We start from the raw sequence: 16,402 nt of genomic DNA, 5'->3' as shown, positions 1-16,402 counted from the left end.
AGTATTCGCTCTACTGATAGTGAAAATAAGACCAATAAATTGGGCAAATTATGCCAGAGCGACTAGCATACTCAACACTTATTCGCAGTCACCGCATCGAGGGAGATCTAAGAGATGAGCATCGGCAACTACGACCGCAAAGCGGAAATCGCCGCTATTGAGAAAGACTGGGCTGAAAATCCGCGCTGGAAAGGCGTTAAACGTACCTACAGTGCCGAGGACGTTATTCGCCTGCGCGGTTCCATTAAGCGCGAAAATACCATCGCCAAACGCGGTGCCGAAAAATTGTGGCAGCTGGTAAACGAAGGCGGCCGTCCGAGCTTCCGCCCCGACAAAGACTTTGTCAATGCCATGGGCGCACTGACTGGCGGCCAGGCGGTTCAGCAGGTAAAAGCCGGGGTACAGGCCATTTACCTGTCTGGCTGGCAGGTAGCGGCGGATGCCAACACCTCCGAGACCATGTACCCGGACCAATCCCTCTACGCCGTGGATTCAGTGCCGACTGTGGTGCGCCGCATTAATAACGCCTTTGAGCGGGCCGATCAAATCCAGTGGAAAAGCGGCAAAAACCCGGATGATGAGGGGTATATCGATTACTTTGCGCCCATCGTCGCCGATGCAGAAGCCGGTTTCGGCGGTGTCCTGAACGCCTACGAGCTGATGAAAAATATGATCCGTGCCGGCGCCGCAGGTGTGCACTTTGAGGACCAGCTGGCCTCGGTGAAAAAGTGCGGCCACATGGGCGGCAAGGTACTGGTCCCAACCCAAGAAGCGGTACAGAAGCTGATCGCCGCACGGCTCGCCACTGACGTGGAAGGTGTCCCCACCATCGTGCTGGCGCGCACCGACGCCAATGCAGCGGATCTGCTGACCTCCGACTGCGATGAATACGATGCACCCTTCCTGACCGGAGAGCGCACTTCCGAAGGTTTCTACAGGGTGAAAGCTGGCATCGACCAGGCAATTGCCCGCGGTCTGGCATACGCCCCCTACGCGGATTTACTGTGGTGCGAAACTGCCACTCCAAACCTGGAAGAGGCGAAGAAGTTCGCCGAATCAGTCCGCAAGGAGTACCCGGATCAACTGCTGGCTTATAACTGCTCGCCCTCGTTCAACTGGAAGAAAAATCTGGATGACACAACCATTGGCAAGTTCCAGCGCGAGCTCTCTGCGATGGGCTACAAGTTCCAGTTCATCACCCTGGCCGGTATCCACAGTATGTGGAACGCAATGTTCAACTTGGCCTATGACTACGCCCGCGAGGATATGAGTGCCTACGTGCGCCTGCAGGAGAAGGAGTTCGCCGACGCCGAGAAGGGCTATACCTTCGTTGCGCACCAGCAGGAAGTGGGCACCGGTTACTTCGACGATATGACCAATGTCATTCAGGGCGGCCAGTCTTCTGTGACCGCGCTGACCGGCTCTACCGAGGAAGAGCAGTTTAAGTGAGCGGCCATCGCTCTACCGCACCAAATATCCCATATATTTCACTCATGGTTTGGGCCGCAATTGCGGCCCCTTTTTCGATCAATCCCCCCTGAGCGGACGTCGCGGATCAATAGCGTCATGCAATGCGCCGGCTACCGCATAAGCTTCCAGCCGGTGTTCGTAGGTATCCGCGTAATCATACCCCATACGCTCCAGGCAGCGGTGAATCCAGGCGTTTTCCCCTGAGGAATCCTTGCAGATACGACGCCCCGCGAAAATTAGCAGCAGGGCTTTCCACCGGGGTTTACTGACTTTCTGCAAGTGCTCAAGGGCTACAGCAAGCAGCGCCTCTTCGTCGGTAAAGTCGCTTCCCAGCGGAAAATAAGGTAGCAACCGCAAGCGTGTCTCATCGTTAAAGACAGCGGCAATTCTGTCCGGTGTATTGGACGTGAATTGCAGTGGTATCGCGTAGTCCTTCTCCAGCTTGCCTGCGCTCTTGGCCTTTTCCATCAAAGCTTCCTGAAAACGGGAATCACAGATACAGAGCATCGCCGCGATAACGTCGCGATCGGATTTTCCCCGCAGATCGGCAACTCCGTATTCGGTAACGACAATATCCCGCAGATGCCTTGGGACAGTGCAATGTGGGTATTCCCACAGGATATTGCTCCTGCACTGCCCGCCGTCTTGCCATGTGCTCGGCAGAGCAATGATTGAGCGGCCGCCGGGCAGCTCCTGAGCCTGAGCGACAAAGTTGTACTGCCCGCCCACACCGCTGACCACTTGGTTGTCCGCCAGACCGTCAGAGATGACTGCCCCGGTCACAGTAACCATCATCGCCGAATTGATAAAGCGTGCCTTTTGCCGCTGTGCCACCTTGAGGTCCCGATCCCGCTGCAAATCGTTAATGAAGTCGATGGCAGTCATACATATACCCGCCCGCTCTTCATCCGTTAACCTGCGCAACTCCCGATACATAAACTCGGGACCGAGGAAGAAACCTCCGTGCAGCCAGGTACCACCACGCAGTTTTTTATTCAGGCAAGAACCGAGCAGTCGACGCCGGCCGTGTTCACTGTGCAAATCGCACTCCTCTTCTTCCCCCTGAGGCGAAAGCAGCTTGTGCCCGCGCCAGCTGTAATTGGAATCGATAATGCCCAGTGCTTGTAGAAAAACCGTATCGGCTGGCGTAAGCGGACAGTGGATGCGACCGGCCTCCTTTAAAGCCAACAGCATCTCCTCATTGACAGTTGTGGATATCTCACCGGCGTCCAGCAGCCGCTGCAGGGCAGCATCCGGGTAAACCTCCCGCTTCATCACCCCCGCGCGGCGCAAGTGCAGAAAGCCCGGCGGCACCATTTCGCTGGCGCCGTAGAGCCCCTTCGCAAAAGGCCCTAATTCTGGTTGTAAATTTTGCCGCAGTTGCAGAGAGTCATCACTGGTGAGATCGCGCACTATGGATCGGTACTGTCGATTATTCGTCTGACGTAATCGCAATACGTGGCAAACCGCATCGCCAAGCGCGCCTATGCCCACTTGCAGTGTGCCGCCGTCGACAACCAGGCTGGCGATGTGAAACGCCAGCGCGTAGTGAGTCAAGTCTACTGGCTGCGTGGGCACGGCGAAAAGCGGTTCATCGAAAGCTTCACCGTCAAGCAAAAAGGTGAAGCTGCTCGCAGGGATTTCCGCGTCGCCCCCCATATACGGCAGTTGCGGATTGACCTCTCCCACCAGCACCGGTGGCGGAACACCCCGCGCAACCGCCATATCCATCACAGGAATGGTCAGATCCGGATTGCAGCTGAGGCTGTATTTGTCGCCGCCTGCAGAGGGCGCCACCATCTGCGCAATGACATTGACACCGAGGTCCAGCAAATCCCTCGGTACATGCGTGTAATTCGAACAAACGTAATTTCGCTGAGCCTCGCTGTTTTCGAGGAAAGCGCCGGGCTGCATAAAGAATTCGTAAACCTCGATATTGGCTGGCAACAACCCCTTGCGCCGCGCCGACGCGTAACTCAGATCCCGCCCCTGACTGTAAAGGCGATCCAGTAGCGGCAGCACAAAACGGCGGGCGATTTCGCTGTGTCCTTCGGGACGTTCCAGAGTTAGGCCAGTGAATATCGTCAGCGAAATACTGGGATCGGCGGCAGCGCGCGCGTATAGGGCGTTGACAAAGTGATTGGCCTTTCCGAGTCCGAGCGGCAGACCGAGCACAATCCGCTTCCCCACCATCTCCAGCAGAGCATCCACACACTGCTCAGCACGGTCGAAACTCCGGGGGCTATCAGTGATTAGAGTCATCGTTTTCCAGTGGGCCTTTGACGATTACGGCAGCATCACCAACGGTTAAGACTAATGGGCAGCGGATTCCGACCCCAGCTTGTCAAAATGATCCACCTGGATGGCGAGATTGACAGCATCCGCCGTTTCCCTCAGCTGCTCCGCCTCCTCTTCACTGATCAACGCTTTTTGTATCCCCTCGTCTATTGCAGCGTGGTTCAGTGTTCGGATCCCACCTTTTTTCAGCTTGTCCCTGATCGATTGTGTAGCACAGACTTTGATAAAAGCCTGCTCGACCAAGTCAACGCCATCGCCGGGGTTTCCGAGAAAAACCCCTTTAGTCAAGCGATCCCGCGTTTCCGATGGAGCCATCAATAGCTCCGCACAGGCTCGGGCCTGACGGTCTGAAGCCGGATTAATGCTGTGCCCCCAGGGCATAGTGAGAAAATGCATCAGCTGGCCGAGGAAGCGGTGCGGAAAGTTTTGAAACACTTCCAGAAGGCGCTCTTCTATCCGGTGCAGACCGGCTCGCATGGCAAATTCCAATAAGGGCCTATCCGCCCTGGGGCTGCCATCATCCTTAAAGCGTTTCAGGGTGCAGCTGAGTAGATAAAGTTCGCTGAGCACATCACCGAGGCGTGCGGAAATCAGTTCCTTGCGTTTCAATTCACCGCCCAAAGACATCAGTGAAAATTCGGTGACCAAAGTCAGCACCGCAGAGTAGCGGTTCAACTGACGGTAGTATTTTGCCGCCTTGCCCACCCCCTTGGGACTGGTGGCGAAGAGTCCCACTGTCCAGCCGTGCAGCACTGCGCGAGCGAAGGTTTTCACCTGAAACCAGAAGTGTTTGGGCAGCAAGCGGTCCAAAACTTCAACCCCGGCCTCGCTATCCGGATTTTCCGCCGCCAGCATTTCCTCGAACAGATAGGGATGACAACGGATAGCGCCCTGGCCGAAAATCATCAAGCTGCGGGTGAGAATATTGGCCCCTTCGACGGTGATGGCCACCGGCACCGCCCGATAGACATTGCCGATATAGTTGAGCGGACCGTCCATTATTGCCTTGCCTGCGTGAATATCCATGGCGTCGTTAATCGACTGGCGCAATCCCTGGGTGGCGTGGGCCTTCATAATCGCCGACACCACTGCGGGTTTCAGTCCCTCATCGAGGGCCCGTGTGGTGGTCTTGTGGGCGCTGTCGAGTACATAGGCAATGCCGGCAATTTCCGCCAATCGCCGCTGCACCCCCTCAAACTTGCCAATGGGAATACCAAACTGTTCGCGGATACGCGCATAAGCGCCAGTAGTGCGCGCGGCCATTTTTGCCCCGCCGGTAGACAATGACGGCAGGGAGATACCGCGCCCCGCAGCTAGCGCCTTCATCAGCATATGCCAGCCGCGGCCGACGTTCTCCCGCCCCCCGATCACCCACTCCATGGGCACGAACACATCTTTGCCCCAGTTGGGGCCATTCTGGAAAGCCTGCATGGCCGGCAGGTGTCGCTGACCGATGGTGACACCTTCGGTATCTGTCGGCACCAGCGCTACGGTAATACCCAGCGCTTCCTTGTCGCCGAGAATATGGTCCGGATCATACAGTTTGAAGGCGAGTCCGAGAATCGTCGCCACAGGACCCAGCGTGATATAGCGTTTGTGCCAGTTCACGCGCATCCCCAGGGTTTTTTGGCCTTTGTACTCGCCGTAGCAGACTACTCCACTATCGACCATGGACGCTGCGTCGGAACCCGCCTCGGGACTGGTGAGACCGAAGCACGGAATTTCTCGACCATCGGCGAGACGAGGTAGATAATAGTTTTTCTGCGCTTCGGTTCCATGAGCGATCAACAGCTCGCCCGGCCCCAGGGAGTTGGGCACCATTACGGTGACGCCAACACAAGTGCTACGGGTGGAAATCTTGGTGACGATCTCTGCGTGTGCACTCGGTGAAAAGCCCAGACCGCCATAGCTTTTGGGAATGATGATGCCGAAAAACTTCTCCCGCTTGAGGAAATCCCAAATCTCCGCCGGTATACAGCGGTCCTCGAAGGAGATCTGCCAGTCGTCCAGCATGCGGCAAAGCGCTTCCACCGGACCGTCCAGAAAAGCTTGTTCCTCCTCACTCAGCTCGGGAGGACCCATACCGAGAAGCTGCTCCCAGTCCGGCTTCCCAGACAGCAACTGGGCATCCCACCAGACTTCCCCCGCCTCCATTGCCTCCCGCTCAGTTTCAGAAATGGGAGGTAGCACTCGTTTAATCAGCTTGAGCAGCGGACGGGTAATCCATTTTTTTCGCAGATCGCTCATTGTCACCTTCCATAGCAGTTAGCGCGGGGCGCTAAATTCAGGGGGAAATCCCCCCCCTGACTCAACCAGAGTACTCATGTGAATACGCAGAGGCCCCGGCCTCCAAAAGGGGCATCAGCACACAATGATAGGTGAGAAAATACGGACCGGCGCCAGCCTGTGGGCGTAGAAAAGTTGATCAGCGCTCCAATCAACCGGCGGAGAAAGCGCGGATTACGCACCAGCAGCAGGCTACCGAGACGGGCCGCCCTAGGGAATCTCTGATTAATTCATTTCCTTGTGGCAAAGGTTCTTCGGGGGCGGATGTGAAGCTCAGGTGATAGGACGGACATTTCGAAACCGTCGGATACAAGGAGGTATCCGGCGGAGCTACAGGGAAGCACTCGTGCGTTTTCGAAATGTCCGTCCTATTGCCTGAGCGCCCCGCAGACTACCATTGTGTTCACGCGAATTAATCAGAGGTCCCCTAGGTCAGATCAGGGCTTGAGATGAAACAATAACGCCATTGTTATCCGCGTACAGGTATTCACCGGGACGAAAGGTGACACCGCCAAAGGTCACATCCAGATTCTTGTCGCCAATCCCTTTCTTTTCAGTTTTCATCGGGTGGGTACCCAGCGCCTGAACCCCCAGGTTCAGTTTGCCAATTTCATCCACGTCGCGGATACAGCCGTACATAATGATACCCTCCCAACCGTTATTGCAGGCTTTTTCCGCGAGCATATCTCCGAGGCACGCACGGCGCATGGACCCGCCGGCATCCACTACCAACACCTTGCCGCGCCCTGCTTCGCCCACCATTTCCCGCACCAGTGAGTTGTCCTCAAAACATTTGATGGTAACGATCTGTCCCCCGAAGCGCTCGCGGCCACCGTAGTTGTAAAACATAGGCTCCACGACCCGGACCAGCTCCGGGTGCGCATCGCAAAGATCTGGAGTGGAAATCATCCTGGCTCCCCCTTAAATCCGCCTAACCCGAGTCCGTGGATAATAGCGGCTTCCCTGCCCCGAAACATCTGCGCGGCACTTATACCGGCCATCAGCCCGGTGGATAATCCTCTCAGCGGGTGACTTTTACCGGTGTCCCAACGCGGACATACTGGAAAAACTTCTGCGCCATATGTGGCGGCATACGTACACAGCCATGAGATGCCGGATAATTCGGCACATTGTTCGACGCGTGTAGACCGATACCACCGTTAAAACGGATATAGTTGTTCATTTGCGCCCCGCGGTAATAGGTGCCCGGAGGTCTACGGTGCTTGCGTGTATTGACGTTCGCCCTGACCACTCGCCCGGTCCGCCGGTCGACATAACTGCCGTAAACAGATGAACGGTGATAGGGATGCTTGGACAGTACGCGAAAGTTTCCCGGACGGGTGCTATAGCCCGGTTTTCCGGATGACACCTTGGATACAGCTATCAGTCGGCTGCCTTTGTAGAGGTAGGCACGCTGTTCCGTGAGGTTTATTGTGACAGAGACTGGACCGGGTGCTGAGGCCGCTGCCTTGTCATCAAACCAGTTGACTCCACGGGGCTTGGCCAGCGCTTCATCCGCTCCCAGTAGCAACAGCAGAAAAAATGCCACAGAGGCATACCACAGCGGTATTCTTTTTTCGCTTCTCGAGTGCATAACTCACCTCAACAACGCTCTCCACTCACTGAAATTGCCGGCCGATACAGCAGTCCGTCCGACAGCGATGTAATCCCGCCAATGTTTCTCTGACGGGGCAATGCATTTACAGGAAAAGTGCAGGGCCGCTTTCGCAGTGATATCCGACCTTGACACTGATTCGATTTTATTGAGGGGAGCAGCGTTGCTTAGATTGAAATATTCTCTGCAGAAACGGCGATATTGAGAGGCGACTTGAACATAAGGTGTAGTTCGCAAATCGACAATACAATATAGAGGAAATCGTTGCCGAATGTGTGTCAAGTACGGCAACTAAAGTCTAAGAAACCACTGATTAATCCGCGCAAACGCGGAAATTACATACGATTTCTATCCAATTGCCCGCGCTTCTCATTTGGGATTAAAGAGGCTTTACCATCCGGAGGGAAATTCGTCAGAAATTGCCGAAATCAACAACGCCCGGCAATAAAATGTGAATTCATATCGACGTTTCTTATGGGCCACACAAAAAAGCGGCCCTAATGGGCCGCTTTTTATACAACGTCAACCTTTCTGGTTAGCCAAAAATAGCCAAGTATCAACGGCCGTATCGGGATTCAGGGAAACACTATCTATTCCCTCCTCCATCAGCCAGCGGGCGAAATCCTTGTGATCCGAAGGGCCCTGACCGCATATACCCACGTACTTGCCGGCTTTTTTGCACGCCTGTATGGCTCGGGACAGCAGTACTTTGACGGCGGGATTGCGCTCGTCAAACAAGTCTGCCACCAAACCGGAATCCCTATCCAAGCCCAGCGTCAACTGGGTCAGATCATTGGAGCCGATGGAAAAACCATCGAAGTACTGCAGAAATTCCTCCGCGAGGAGCGCGTTGGAGGGCAGTTCGCACATCATAATAATCTTCAAACCGCCTTCGCCGCGCACCAGGCCATTCTCAGCCAGCAAATCGATCACTTCCGCAGCCTCTTCCGGTGTGCGCACGAAGGGGACCATGATTTCTACATTCGTCAAACCCATTTCATCGCGCACTTTTTTCAGTGCGCGGCACTCCAGTGCAAAGCAAGGACGGAAATCCGCCGACCGGTAGCGGGCCGCGCCGCGGAAGCCGAGCATCGGATTCTCCTCGCTGGGCTCATACAGCTGACCACCCAACAGGTGTGCGTATTCATTGGACTTGAAGTCCGAAAGGCGCACAATGACGCGATTCGGCGCGAAGGCCGCGGCTAGGGTGGCAATTCCCTCCACCAACTTCTCCACAACAAAATCTTCCGGAGAGGCATAGCCACCGATACGCTCGCGGATTTTCCCCTGCAATTCCTCTGGCAGGCTGTCCAGCTCCAAAAGTGCCTTGGGGTGGATACCGATCATGCGGTTGAGAATAAACTCCAACCGCGCCAGACCGACGCCCTGGTTCGGAAGATGGCTGAAAGCGAAAGCGCGATCCGGGTTGCCGACGTTCAGCATGATTTTGAACGGCAGGTCGGGCATATCACTGACTTCAGTCTCTTCCCGCTCGAAGTTCAGTTCCCCGGCCATCACAAAACCGGTGTCCCCTTCCGCACAGGAGACAGTGACCGGAGTGCCAGTGGTCAGCGTGTCAGTCGCGTCGCCGCAGCCCACCACCGCGGGAATACCCAGCTCCCGGGCAATGATGGCTGCGTGACAGGTGCGTCCTCCACGATTGGTCACAATTGCACTGGCTTTCTTCAGTACCGGTTCCCAGTCCGGGTCTGTCATATCCGTGACCAACACCTCGCCTTCCTGCATAGCGGCCATATCATCAGCCGACTCCAGCACACGTACTTTGCCGGCTCCGATGCGCTGGCCAATGGCGCGCCCTTCGCACAATACTTCTCCCCGCTCCCGCAGGTGGTAGCGCTCAATACTGGTGCCCGCATCGCGGGAGCGGACAGTTTCCGGACGCGCCTGGACGATAAACAGCTCGCCGGTTTCTCCGTCTTTGGCCCACTCAATATCCATCGGGCGGCCGTAATGTTGCTCTATCTTGCGCGCCTGCAGTGCAAGCTGAGTCAGTTCTTCATCGTTAAGGGCGAAACGGAGGCGGTCCTCTTCCGGGACTGGCACGGTTTTTACCGAGCGGCCGCAATCCCCACCTTGCTCATAGACCATTTTGATGGCCTTGCTGCCCCGGTTGCGACGCAATATCGCCGGGCGGCCGGCATCCAGGGCGGGTTTGTACAGGTAGAACTCGTCCGGGTTAACGGCGCCCTGCACCACCGTTTCACCGAGGCCAAAGGCCGCGGTAATGAAAATCACATCGCGAAAACCGCTCTCGGTGTCCAAGGTAAACATCACGCCAGAAGCGCCGGTTTCACTGCGAACCATATGCTGTATACCCGCGGATAAAGCAACGCCGGCATGCGCATAGCCAGTGTGTACGCGGTAAGCAATGGCGCGGTCGTTGTACAAAGAAGCGAAGACTTCTTTCACCGCTTGCAGCACAGCGTCGATTCCGCGGATATTTAGGAAGGTTTCCTGCTGGCCGGCAAATGAGGCATCGGGTAAATCCTCCGCTGTAGCCGAGGAGCGCACCGCCACCGGTGTCTCCCCTCCCCCCAGCGCTTCATAGCCTTCACGGATTTCCCGCTCCAACTGTGAGGGGAAAGGTGTGTTTAATATCCAGCCGCGAATCTCTTCCCCAGCCTCTGCCAGCGCAGCCACATCTTCCACATTCAACGCCTGCAGACGTTCAGCGATGCGCTGTTCCAGATTTTCGTGCACGAGAAACGTGCGGAAGGCCTCAGCCGTGGTGGCAAAACCGCCGGGTACGCTGACCCCGGCGCCGGACAATGCGGAGATCATTTCGCCAAGCGACGCGTTCTTTCCGCCGACCTTGTCGACATCTCCCATGCCCAAATGCGCGAAATCAATGGTGAAATTCGTCAAGTGAAGGCCCTCTGCAACAGGAATTTAGGCGCCGATTATAAGGATGAGGCTTGTAAAAAATAGCCCATAAAAAGCGCCAAAAATGTTGTAAATTTTCTACAAAACACAACGAGACCGGAGAGACAAAACCCGCTACACTGCGCGAAGTGAAATCTTTCGGTTGCTTCAATGGCAAAAAACAAGCGCACAGCATTCTTTATTTCCGACGGTACGGGCCTCACCGTGGAGGCCATTGGTCACAGCCTGCTGGCGCAGTTTCGCGATCAGCAGGTGGAACAGGTTACCCTGCCATATGTTGACTCCCCTGAAAAAGTGGAGCAGGTATTGACCCGTATCGAAAAGGCAGCGCAGGAGTCGGGACTGCAGCCGATCGTTATCTCCAGCATCGTCTCCGATCGCATACGAGAGCGGTTGCACCGCAGTTCAGCACTGATGCTGGATGTCTTTGAAAGCTACCTTACACCGCTGGCAAATCTGTTCGGCAGCGATCCCGCACAGTCGGTCAATATCTCCCATGGTATCGATAACGACCGTCGCTATAGTGAGCGCATTGATGCGGTACATTTCGCGATGGACAACGACGATGGCCGCCGGGTGCGGGAGTTTGAGCGCGCGGATGTCATTCTCGTGGGCGTCTCCCGCTCCGGTAAAACCCCAACTTGTATCTATCTGGCATTACAGTTTGGGCTGCGCGCGGCCAACTATCCAATCACAGAAGAGGATATGGACTCCACCGCACTGCCCAAAATCCTGCGCCCATACCGCCACAAGCTCTTCGGCCTGACCATAGATCCCGAACGCTTGATGCAGATCCGCCAGGAACGCCGCGCCAACAGCCGCTACGCTTCACTAGAACAATGTGAGTTTGAAGTGAGACAGGTGGAGCAAATGCTGCGGAGGGCACAGGTGCCTTATCTCGACGCCACCCAACTGTCTGTGGAGGAACTGGCCACGCGTCTGATGTCCCAGGCTGGCATTGAGCGGCGAATCGGGTAAAGTAGCCGCCTCTTGCAGATTGGGCAATTTCGCGCCAATCCCGTGGTCGTCACTACCAACTATGCGTATCGTCTCTCTACCCTACTCCACAAACACCGCCGCCGCCTTTCAGGCTGTCGCCGATCTGCCGGCCCCCGTTTGGCTTGACAGCGGGCGGCCGCTGGCAAGCGGCGGTCGCTACGACATCATCAGCGCCGATCCCATACAGACTCTAAAACTGCCAGCGGACAGTAAAGACCCTTTTGTACAGCTGGACGACCTGCTGTGCGAGCTTTGCCCCCAGGACATGGACGCACAACTGCCGTTCTGTGGCGGCGTCATCGGCTATGCCGGATACGAGCTTGGAATGGGCGGCAACTATCTCCCCCTAGACACCCGCCAAACGGGCCTGCCGGCAGGCTTTTTCGGCCTTTACAGCTGGGCGTTGATTGTCGATCACAAACTGGAGGCCAGCCACTTAGTTTTTCACCCCGCCAGCACTCAGGTCCAGATCGACGACCTACAGGCCCGCTTTGCCGCCGTGCACTGGCGAATTGCGCCATATCGGGAAAAGTTCCGGCTTCTATCTGCCTTTGAACATGAACTGAGCCCCAGTGAGTACCAGGCCAGGATCGCCAAAATTCTCAACTACATCGCCGCCGGCGATATCTACCAGGCCAACTTTACCCAGCGCTTTTCCGCCGCCTATGAGGGGGACCTTTTCACCGCATACCTGGCCCTGCGCGAATGCGCCGCGGGCCCATTTTCTGCGTATCTGTCCCTACCGGAAGGTAGCCTGTTGAGCCTGTCGCCGGAGCGCTTTATCCGCGCTGATGGCGGCAATCTGCAAACCGAACCGATCAAAGGCACCGCCGAGCGCAGTGCCGATCCTGCGGAAGATGGGCGCAGAAAAATCACGCTATTGAAGAGTGCCAAGGATAAGGCTGAAAACCTGATGATCGTAGACCTGTTGCGCAACGATCTGGGCAAACTCTGCACCCCAGGCAGCGTGCGGGTTCCGGAACTGTTCCGGTTGGCGAGCTTTGCCAATGTACACCACCTGGTGAGCACAATTACCGGAGAATTGCCACAAGACCACAGCTTTGCAGAGTTGCTTGGCGCCTGCTTCCCCGGCGGTTCCATCACCGGCGCCCCCAAACGCCGCGCCATGCAGATCATCCGCGAACTGGAGCTGAGCCCTCGGGGTGCCTACTGCGGCAGTGTCGGCTATATCAGCTGCTGCGGCCGTGCCGACACCAATATCGCTATCCGGACCTTCTCCGCCAGTGGTGGCCGCATTTCCTGTGGTGCTGGCGGTGGTATTGTTGCCGATTCAGATCCTGCCGAGGAGCACCTGGAATGTCTCGCCAAAATTCGGCTGATGTTGGAGACACTCGAACAGTTGGACTGATCCCCAGCGTCTGCAATCGGTACTTCGCCCCCAGGGCCAGTGTCGGACCTTAGGGATCTTGGTTATAAAACTATCCACTATTGATATTTCAAAGTTATTAAGCGCTCTGTTATCTTCTGAGGCTTCGCTGATCCAGATGGGTCCAGCGCCGAAGCAAAGGTAGGGATTTGTAGTGAAGATAACGCTGGTCAAGAAGATACTCGCCGACGGCTCCCCCTGCGCCAAATGCCGCGATGTACAGCAGAAGCTGGAGGAAAACGACCAGCTGCGCTTTATCGATCAAACCCTGATCGCCGACATGCGCGACGAGCAGAGCCCAGGGTTACAGCTGGCTCGGAAATACAACGTAGAGCGCGCGCCCTTCTTTGTGGTGGAGGAAGAAGGCCGGGAACCGCAGATCTACACGGTTTATTTCAAGCTCGTCAAAGACGTACTGCAGAAAAAAGCCGAAGAATCAAAACTGGCGAGTTAACATCTCTTGTGCACTACGCCCCACTCATGTGCGGGTAATGTGATAAGTGCCTCGAAGACAAAAAATGCGGCCCAAGCCGCATTGTTTGTTTTTGCCAGCTGCTGAACGAGCACTGTCAGTACACGGGCAATTCCAGCTTGGCGAAAAGCTCGTCCACTTCCGCTCTGGACGCCGCGTGAGCGGCTTTATCCACCAGCTCCCGGTTTAAGTGCGGAGCGAACCGCTGAATAAAGTCATACATAAAGCCACGCAGAAAAATTCCTTTGCGGAATCCGATTTTCGTCACACTGGACTCAAACAGTGCACTGGCATCCAGAGCCACGAGGTCCTCATCCGCCTCATCCACTGCCATATCGGCGACAATGCCAATACCCAACCCTAAGCGCACATAAGTCTTAATCACGTCTGCATCCGCGGCGGTAAAAACCACCTTAGGCGACAACCCCTTTTCCATAAACGCCTCATCCAACTTGGAGCGGCCTGTGAAACCGAAAACGTAGGTTACTATCGGATGCTTGGCCACCTCTTCCAGGGTCAGCTTATCCACCTGGCACAATGGGTGGTCTTTAGGAACTAATATGCAGCGATTCCAACGGTAGACCGGCATCATCACCAAGTCGCTAAAAAGTTCGAGCGCCTCGGTGGCAATGGCGAAGTCCGCGGTTCCGTCGGCAGCCATCTCCGAGATCTGCATTGGCGTACCCTGATGCATATGTAGAGACACTTCAGGGTAATGGGCGATAAACGATTTAATGACTGGTGGCAGAGCGTAGCGGGCCTGGGTATGCGTGGTGGCGATGGACAAACTGCCCTTTTTATCGTTGCTGAATTCCTGCGCAACCTGCTTGATGTTTTCAACCTTGCTCATGATCTCGCCGGCAGTCTTGAGGATAGCCTCGCCTGCGGGCGTGATCCTGGTCAGGTGCTTGCCACTGCGGGCAAAAATTTCCACACCGAGTTCATCCTCCAACAGGCGAATCTGCTTACTGATGCCCGGTTGTGAGGTATATAGGCTCTGTGCTGTCGCAGAAACATTGAGGTCGTGGTGAGCCACTTCCCAGATATAGCGCAACTGCTGCAGCTTCATAGATTCTCCCTGCTCCCTAGCCTGCGGTCGCCGCGGCGACAGGACCGCGGTCCCTGGCAGTTATAAAAACCATCTTAATTTATGCGGGAAAAGAATAGCAGTGAATCCGCCAGCTAGCCAATGGAAAGAGGTATCAATCCCCGTGAAACGCCCGACACAAACTGTCAGGGCGTTGTCCCCGTAGGCGTAAAACAGAAATTTGTTGATAAAGCCATCTATCGCGCTGTGGAACTCTGCTAGGCGGCCGCCAAACAACCAGGAGCCCCTCTGGAAGTCAATCTACCTCGTTGGCCACCCCGTGGGGCACATGGCCTGTAGCTACATGCTCGGCGGCGGAGACACAGTGGCTGGGCTGATCGTCGAAAAAAACATCGGCACCAAATGCGCGCAGAAATTCCCCCTTGGGCAACCCACCTAGAAATATCGACTCATCAATGCGGACATTCCATGCGCGCAAGGTGCGGATCACCCGTTCGTGTGCCGGCGCCGAGCGCGCAGTGACCAGGGCCGTGCGGATCGGACAAGTGTCGGCGCTGAATTGGCTCTGCAAGCGCTGTAGCGCCTCGAGAAAACCTTTAAAAGGGCCTCCGCCCAATGGTTTCTGCGCCGAGGCTCGCTCGGCGGCCGCAAAAGCAGCCAAACCATCACGCTTGAAAATTTTCTCTGCCTCGTCGGAAAAAATTACCGCGTCACCGTCGAAGGCAAAACGCAAAATATCATCGCGATGCTCGCGGGCACCGCCGGCAATCAGGGTAGCTGCGGCCACTCCCTGCTCCAGTGCCTGGCGCACATCGCGGCCGTCGCTGGACAGGAACAAATGGCAACCGAAAGGCGCGATATAGCGGTAGGGGCTTTCCCCGTTGCAGAAAGCGGCGCGGGTAATATCCAGGCCATAATGCTCGATGGAATTGAATACCCGCAGCCCCGTGTCGGCGCTGTTGCGAGACAAAAGAATCACTTCCACCTGCGGTTCACCCTCTAAGAGGTGATTAATCTGCAAAAATTTTTCCACTAGGTGGAAGGCTTCCCCCTTTTCCAGAACATCGTTTTCACGCTCTATTTGATAAGCGGAGAACGCCTCAAGCCCCTGCTCTTCGAATACCCGGTGGCTGTCTTCGAGGTTAAACAGGGCGCGCGAAGATATGGCAATGACCAGTTTGTCCGAACGTCCGGCCATCAGGGTGCCTCCACGTCATCAAGTCCACCCGGGCGACCCTCTCCCCGGTGGGACTCCAACATCGTCAGCAACATCCGCTGTAGGTCCTCCCGGGTGCGCTGAGAGCGCAAACCCGTCTGATTTACGATGACAAGAAGCAATGCGTGACAGGTTTCCAGGGTGGCGCGGGCCAAGCGGTTCATTTCGTTAGGCGGGCATACGAAGCCCAGGCGCCTGTACATGGCGATCAAATGTGTGATGATCAGCTCATCGTGGCGCTCGTCCAATTCGTGCAGCTCGGGAATCCCCCACATGGCTTGCACCAGTGGCAGCAGACCACGCTGCTCCTGATATACCCTCAGCAGTCGCTCCAGCAGCTCAGAGATAAAGCTTTCCAGCGGCATTTGTTCCAGCTCCTGCCCGGCCAGCTCTTCCAATACCGCAGTCATACTCGCCAGCCACTGCTCCCCCATCGCATAGAGAATCGCGTGCTTGTTCGGGAAATAGTGATAGACGGACCCCACTGACACGCCCAGTTCCTTGGCGATCAGAATGGTGGTCAGATCGTTGAGCCCCACCTCTTCCAGCAGGCGCCCTGTGGTGTCGAGAATCTGCTTTGCCCGCGCCCGTGCGCGGGCTTGTACCGGCTCACGGCGCGGACTGAGTTGGCTCTTGCGTTTTTTCCGCTCGGCGTTAGACAAGGCATGTACCTCGGTTTGAATTGGCGCAAGTTTACCACTGAAGCC

12 protein-coding genes are annotated in these 16,402 nt (G+C 56.0%); 4 read left to right on the top strand and 8 right to left on the bottom strand.

Going from position 1 to position 16,402, the window contains the following annotated elements; all coding sequences use genetic code 11:
- Window positions 1-114 precede the first annotated feature (114 nt).
- Complete coding sequence (aceA, locus tag A3224_RS07925; RefSeq protein ID WP_067153225.1) at window positions 115-1,449, top strand: isocitrate lyase; 1,335 nt, start codon at window positions 115-117, stop codon at window positions 1,447-1,449.
- Between the two features lie 78 nt (window positions 1,450-1,527).
- Here the strand turns inward: aceA and A3224_RS07920 are convergent, their stop codons facing one another.
- From A3224_RS07920 to ppsA, 5 genes are all read right to left on the bottom strand, one after another.
- The gene (locus tag A3224_RS07920) at window positions 1,528-3,732 is read right to left on the bottom strand and encodes an acetyl-CoA hydrolase/transferase C-terminal domain-containing protein (protein WP_067153223.1); all 2,205 of its coding nucleotides are present in this window, start codon (window positions 3,730-3,732) and stop codon (window positions 1,528-1,530) included.
- 51 nt (window positions 3,733-3,783) lie between these two features.
- Window positions 3,784-6,015 (bottom strand): acyl-CoA dehydrogenase, encoded by a 2,232-nt coding sequence (locus A3224_RS07915; protein ID WP_067153221.1) that lies wholly within the window; start codon window positions 6,013-6,015, stop codon window positions 3,784-3,786.
- A 471-nt stretch (window positions 6,016-6,486) separates the two neighbouring features.
- Window positions 6,487-6,963: a ribonuclease E activity regulator RraA gene (rraA, locus tag A3224_RS07910; RefSeq protein ID WP_067153220.1), complete on the bottom strand. Its 477-nt coding sequence runs from the start codon at window positions 6,961-6,963 to the stop codon at window positions 6,487-6,489.
- Window positions 6,964-7,075: 112 nt separating this feature from the next.
- Window positions 7,076-7,603 carry a L,D-transpeptidase family protein gene (locus tag A3224_RS07905; RefSeq protein ID WP_067153218.1) on the bottom strand — a complete coding sequence of 176 codons (528 nt, stop codon included), beginning with the start codon at window positions 7,601-7,603 and terminating at the stop codon, window positions 7,076-7,078.
- 588 nt (window positions 7,604-8,191) lie between these two features.
- Window positions 8,192-10,555 carry a phosphoenolpyruvate synthase gene (gene ppsA, locus A3224_RS07900; RefSeq protein ID WP_082817438.1) on the bottom strand — a complete coding sequence of 788 codons (2,364 nt, stop codon included), beginning with the start codon at window positions 10,553-10,555 and terminating at the stop codon, window positions 8,192-8,194.
- 168 nt (window positions 10,556-10,723) lie between these two features.
- Here ppsA and ppsR point away from each other — a divergent pair, with 168 nt between their 5' ends.
- The 3 genes from ppsR to A3224_RS07885 all read left to right on the top strand — a co-directional run bounded on the left by ppsR (window position 10,724) and on the right by A3224_RS07885 (window position 13,413).
- Window positions 10,724-11,551 (top strand): posphoenolpyruvate synthetase regulatory kinase/phosphorylase PpsR, encoded by an 828-nt coding sequence (gene ppsR / locus A3224_RS07895; RefSeq protein ID WP_067153216.1) that lies wholly within the window; start codon window positions 10,724-10,726, stop codon window positions 11,549-11,551.
- 61 nt (window positions 11,552-11,612) lie between these two features.
- Window positions 11,613-12,941, top strand: a complete 1,329-nt coding sequence (pabB, locus tag A3224_RS07890) for an aminodeoxychorismate synthase component I (protein WP_067153214.1) — start codon at window positions 11,613-11,615, stop codon at window positions 12,939-12,941.
- Window positions 12,942-13,113: 172 nt separating this feature from the next.
- Complete coding sequence (locus A3224_RS07885) at window positions 13,114-13,413, top strand: hypothetical protein (protein ID WP_067153212.1); 300 nt, start codon at window positions 13,114-13,116, stop codon at window positions 13,411-13,413.
- A 115-nt stretch (window positions 13,414-13,528) separates the two neighbouring features.
- Here the strand turns inward: A3224_RS07885 and cysB are convergent, their stop codons facing one another.
- The 3 genes from cysB to A3224_RS07870 form a co-directional block, all read right to left on the bottom strand.
- Window positions 13,529-14,500, bottom strand: coding sequence for an HTH-type transcriptional regulator CysB (gene cysB, locus A3224_RS07880; protein ID WP_067153210.1), 972 nt, complete (start codon window positions 14,498-14,500; stop codon window positions 13,529-13,531).
- A gap of 274 nt (window positions 14,501-14,774) precedes the next feature.
- The gene (locus A3224_RS07875; protein ID WP_067153208.1) at window positions 14,775-15,677 is read right to left on the bottom strand and encodes a 5'-nucleotidase; all 903 of its coding nucleotides are present in this window, start codon (window positions 15,675-15,677) and stop codon (window positions 14,775-14,777) included.
- Window positions 15,677-16,357 (bottom strand): TetR/AcrR family transcriptional regulator, encoded by a 681-nt coding sequence (locus A3224_RS07870; protein WP_067153206.1) that lies wholly within the window; start codon window positions 16,355-16,357, stop codon window positions 15,677-15,679. Before A3224_RS07870 ends, A3224_RS07875 begins: the two co-directional genes overlap by 1 nt.
- Between the last annotated feature and the right edge of the window lie 45 nt (window positions 16,358-16,402).

The organism is Microbulbifer thermotolerans, from assembly GCF_001617625.1.
Lineage (GTDB): Bacteria > Pseudomonadota > Gammaproteobacteria > Pseudomonadales > Cellvibrionaceae > Microbulbifer > Microbulbifer thermotolerans.
This window is presented reverse-complemented; position numbering and strand designations above follow the sequence as displayed.

Coding starts and splice junctions, on each gene's coding strand:
- pabB (WP_067153214.1), top strand. CDS start 11,613: ATGCGTATCGTCTCTCTACCCTACTCCACAAACACCGCCGCCGCCTTT.
- rraA (WP_067153220.1), bottom strand. CDS start 6,963: ATGATTTCCACTCCAGATCTTTGCGATGCGCACCCGGAGCTGGTCCGG.
- A3224_RS07915 (WP_067153221.1), bottom strand. CDS start 6,015: ATGAGCGATCTGCGAAAAAAATGGATTACCCGTCCGCTGCTCAAGCTG.
- aceA (WP_067153225.1), top strand. CDS start 115: ATGAGCATCGGCAACTACGACCGCAAAGCGGAAATCGCCGCTATTGAG.
- cysB (WP_067153210.1), bottom strand. CDS start 14,500: ATGAAGCTGCAGCAGTTGCGCTATATCTGGGAAGTGGCTCACCACGAC.
- A3224_RS07920 (WP_067153223.1), bottom strand. CDS start 3,732: ATGACTCTAATCACTGATAGCCCCCGGAGTTTCGACCGTGCTGAGCAG.
- ppsR (WP_067153216.1), top strand. CDS start 10,724: ATGGCAAAAAACAAGCGCACAGCATTCTTTATTTCCGACGGTACGGGC.
- A3224_RS07875 (WP_067153208.1), bottom strand. CDS start 15,677: ATGGCCGGACGTTCGGACAAACTGGTCATTGCCATATCTTCGCGCGCC.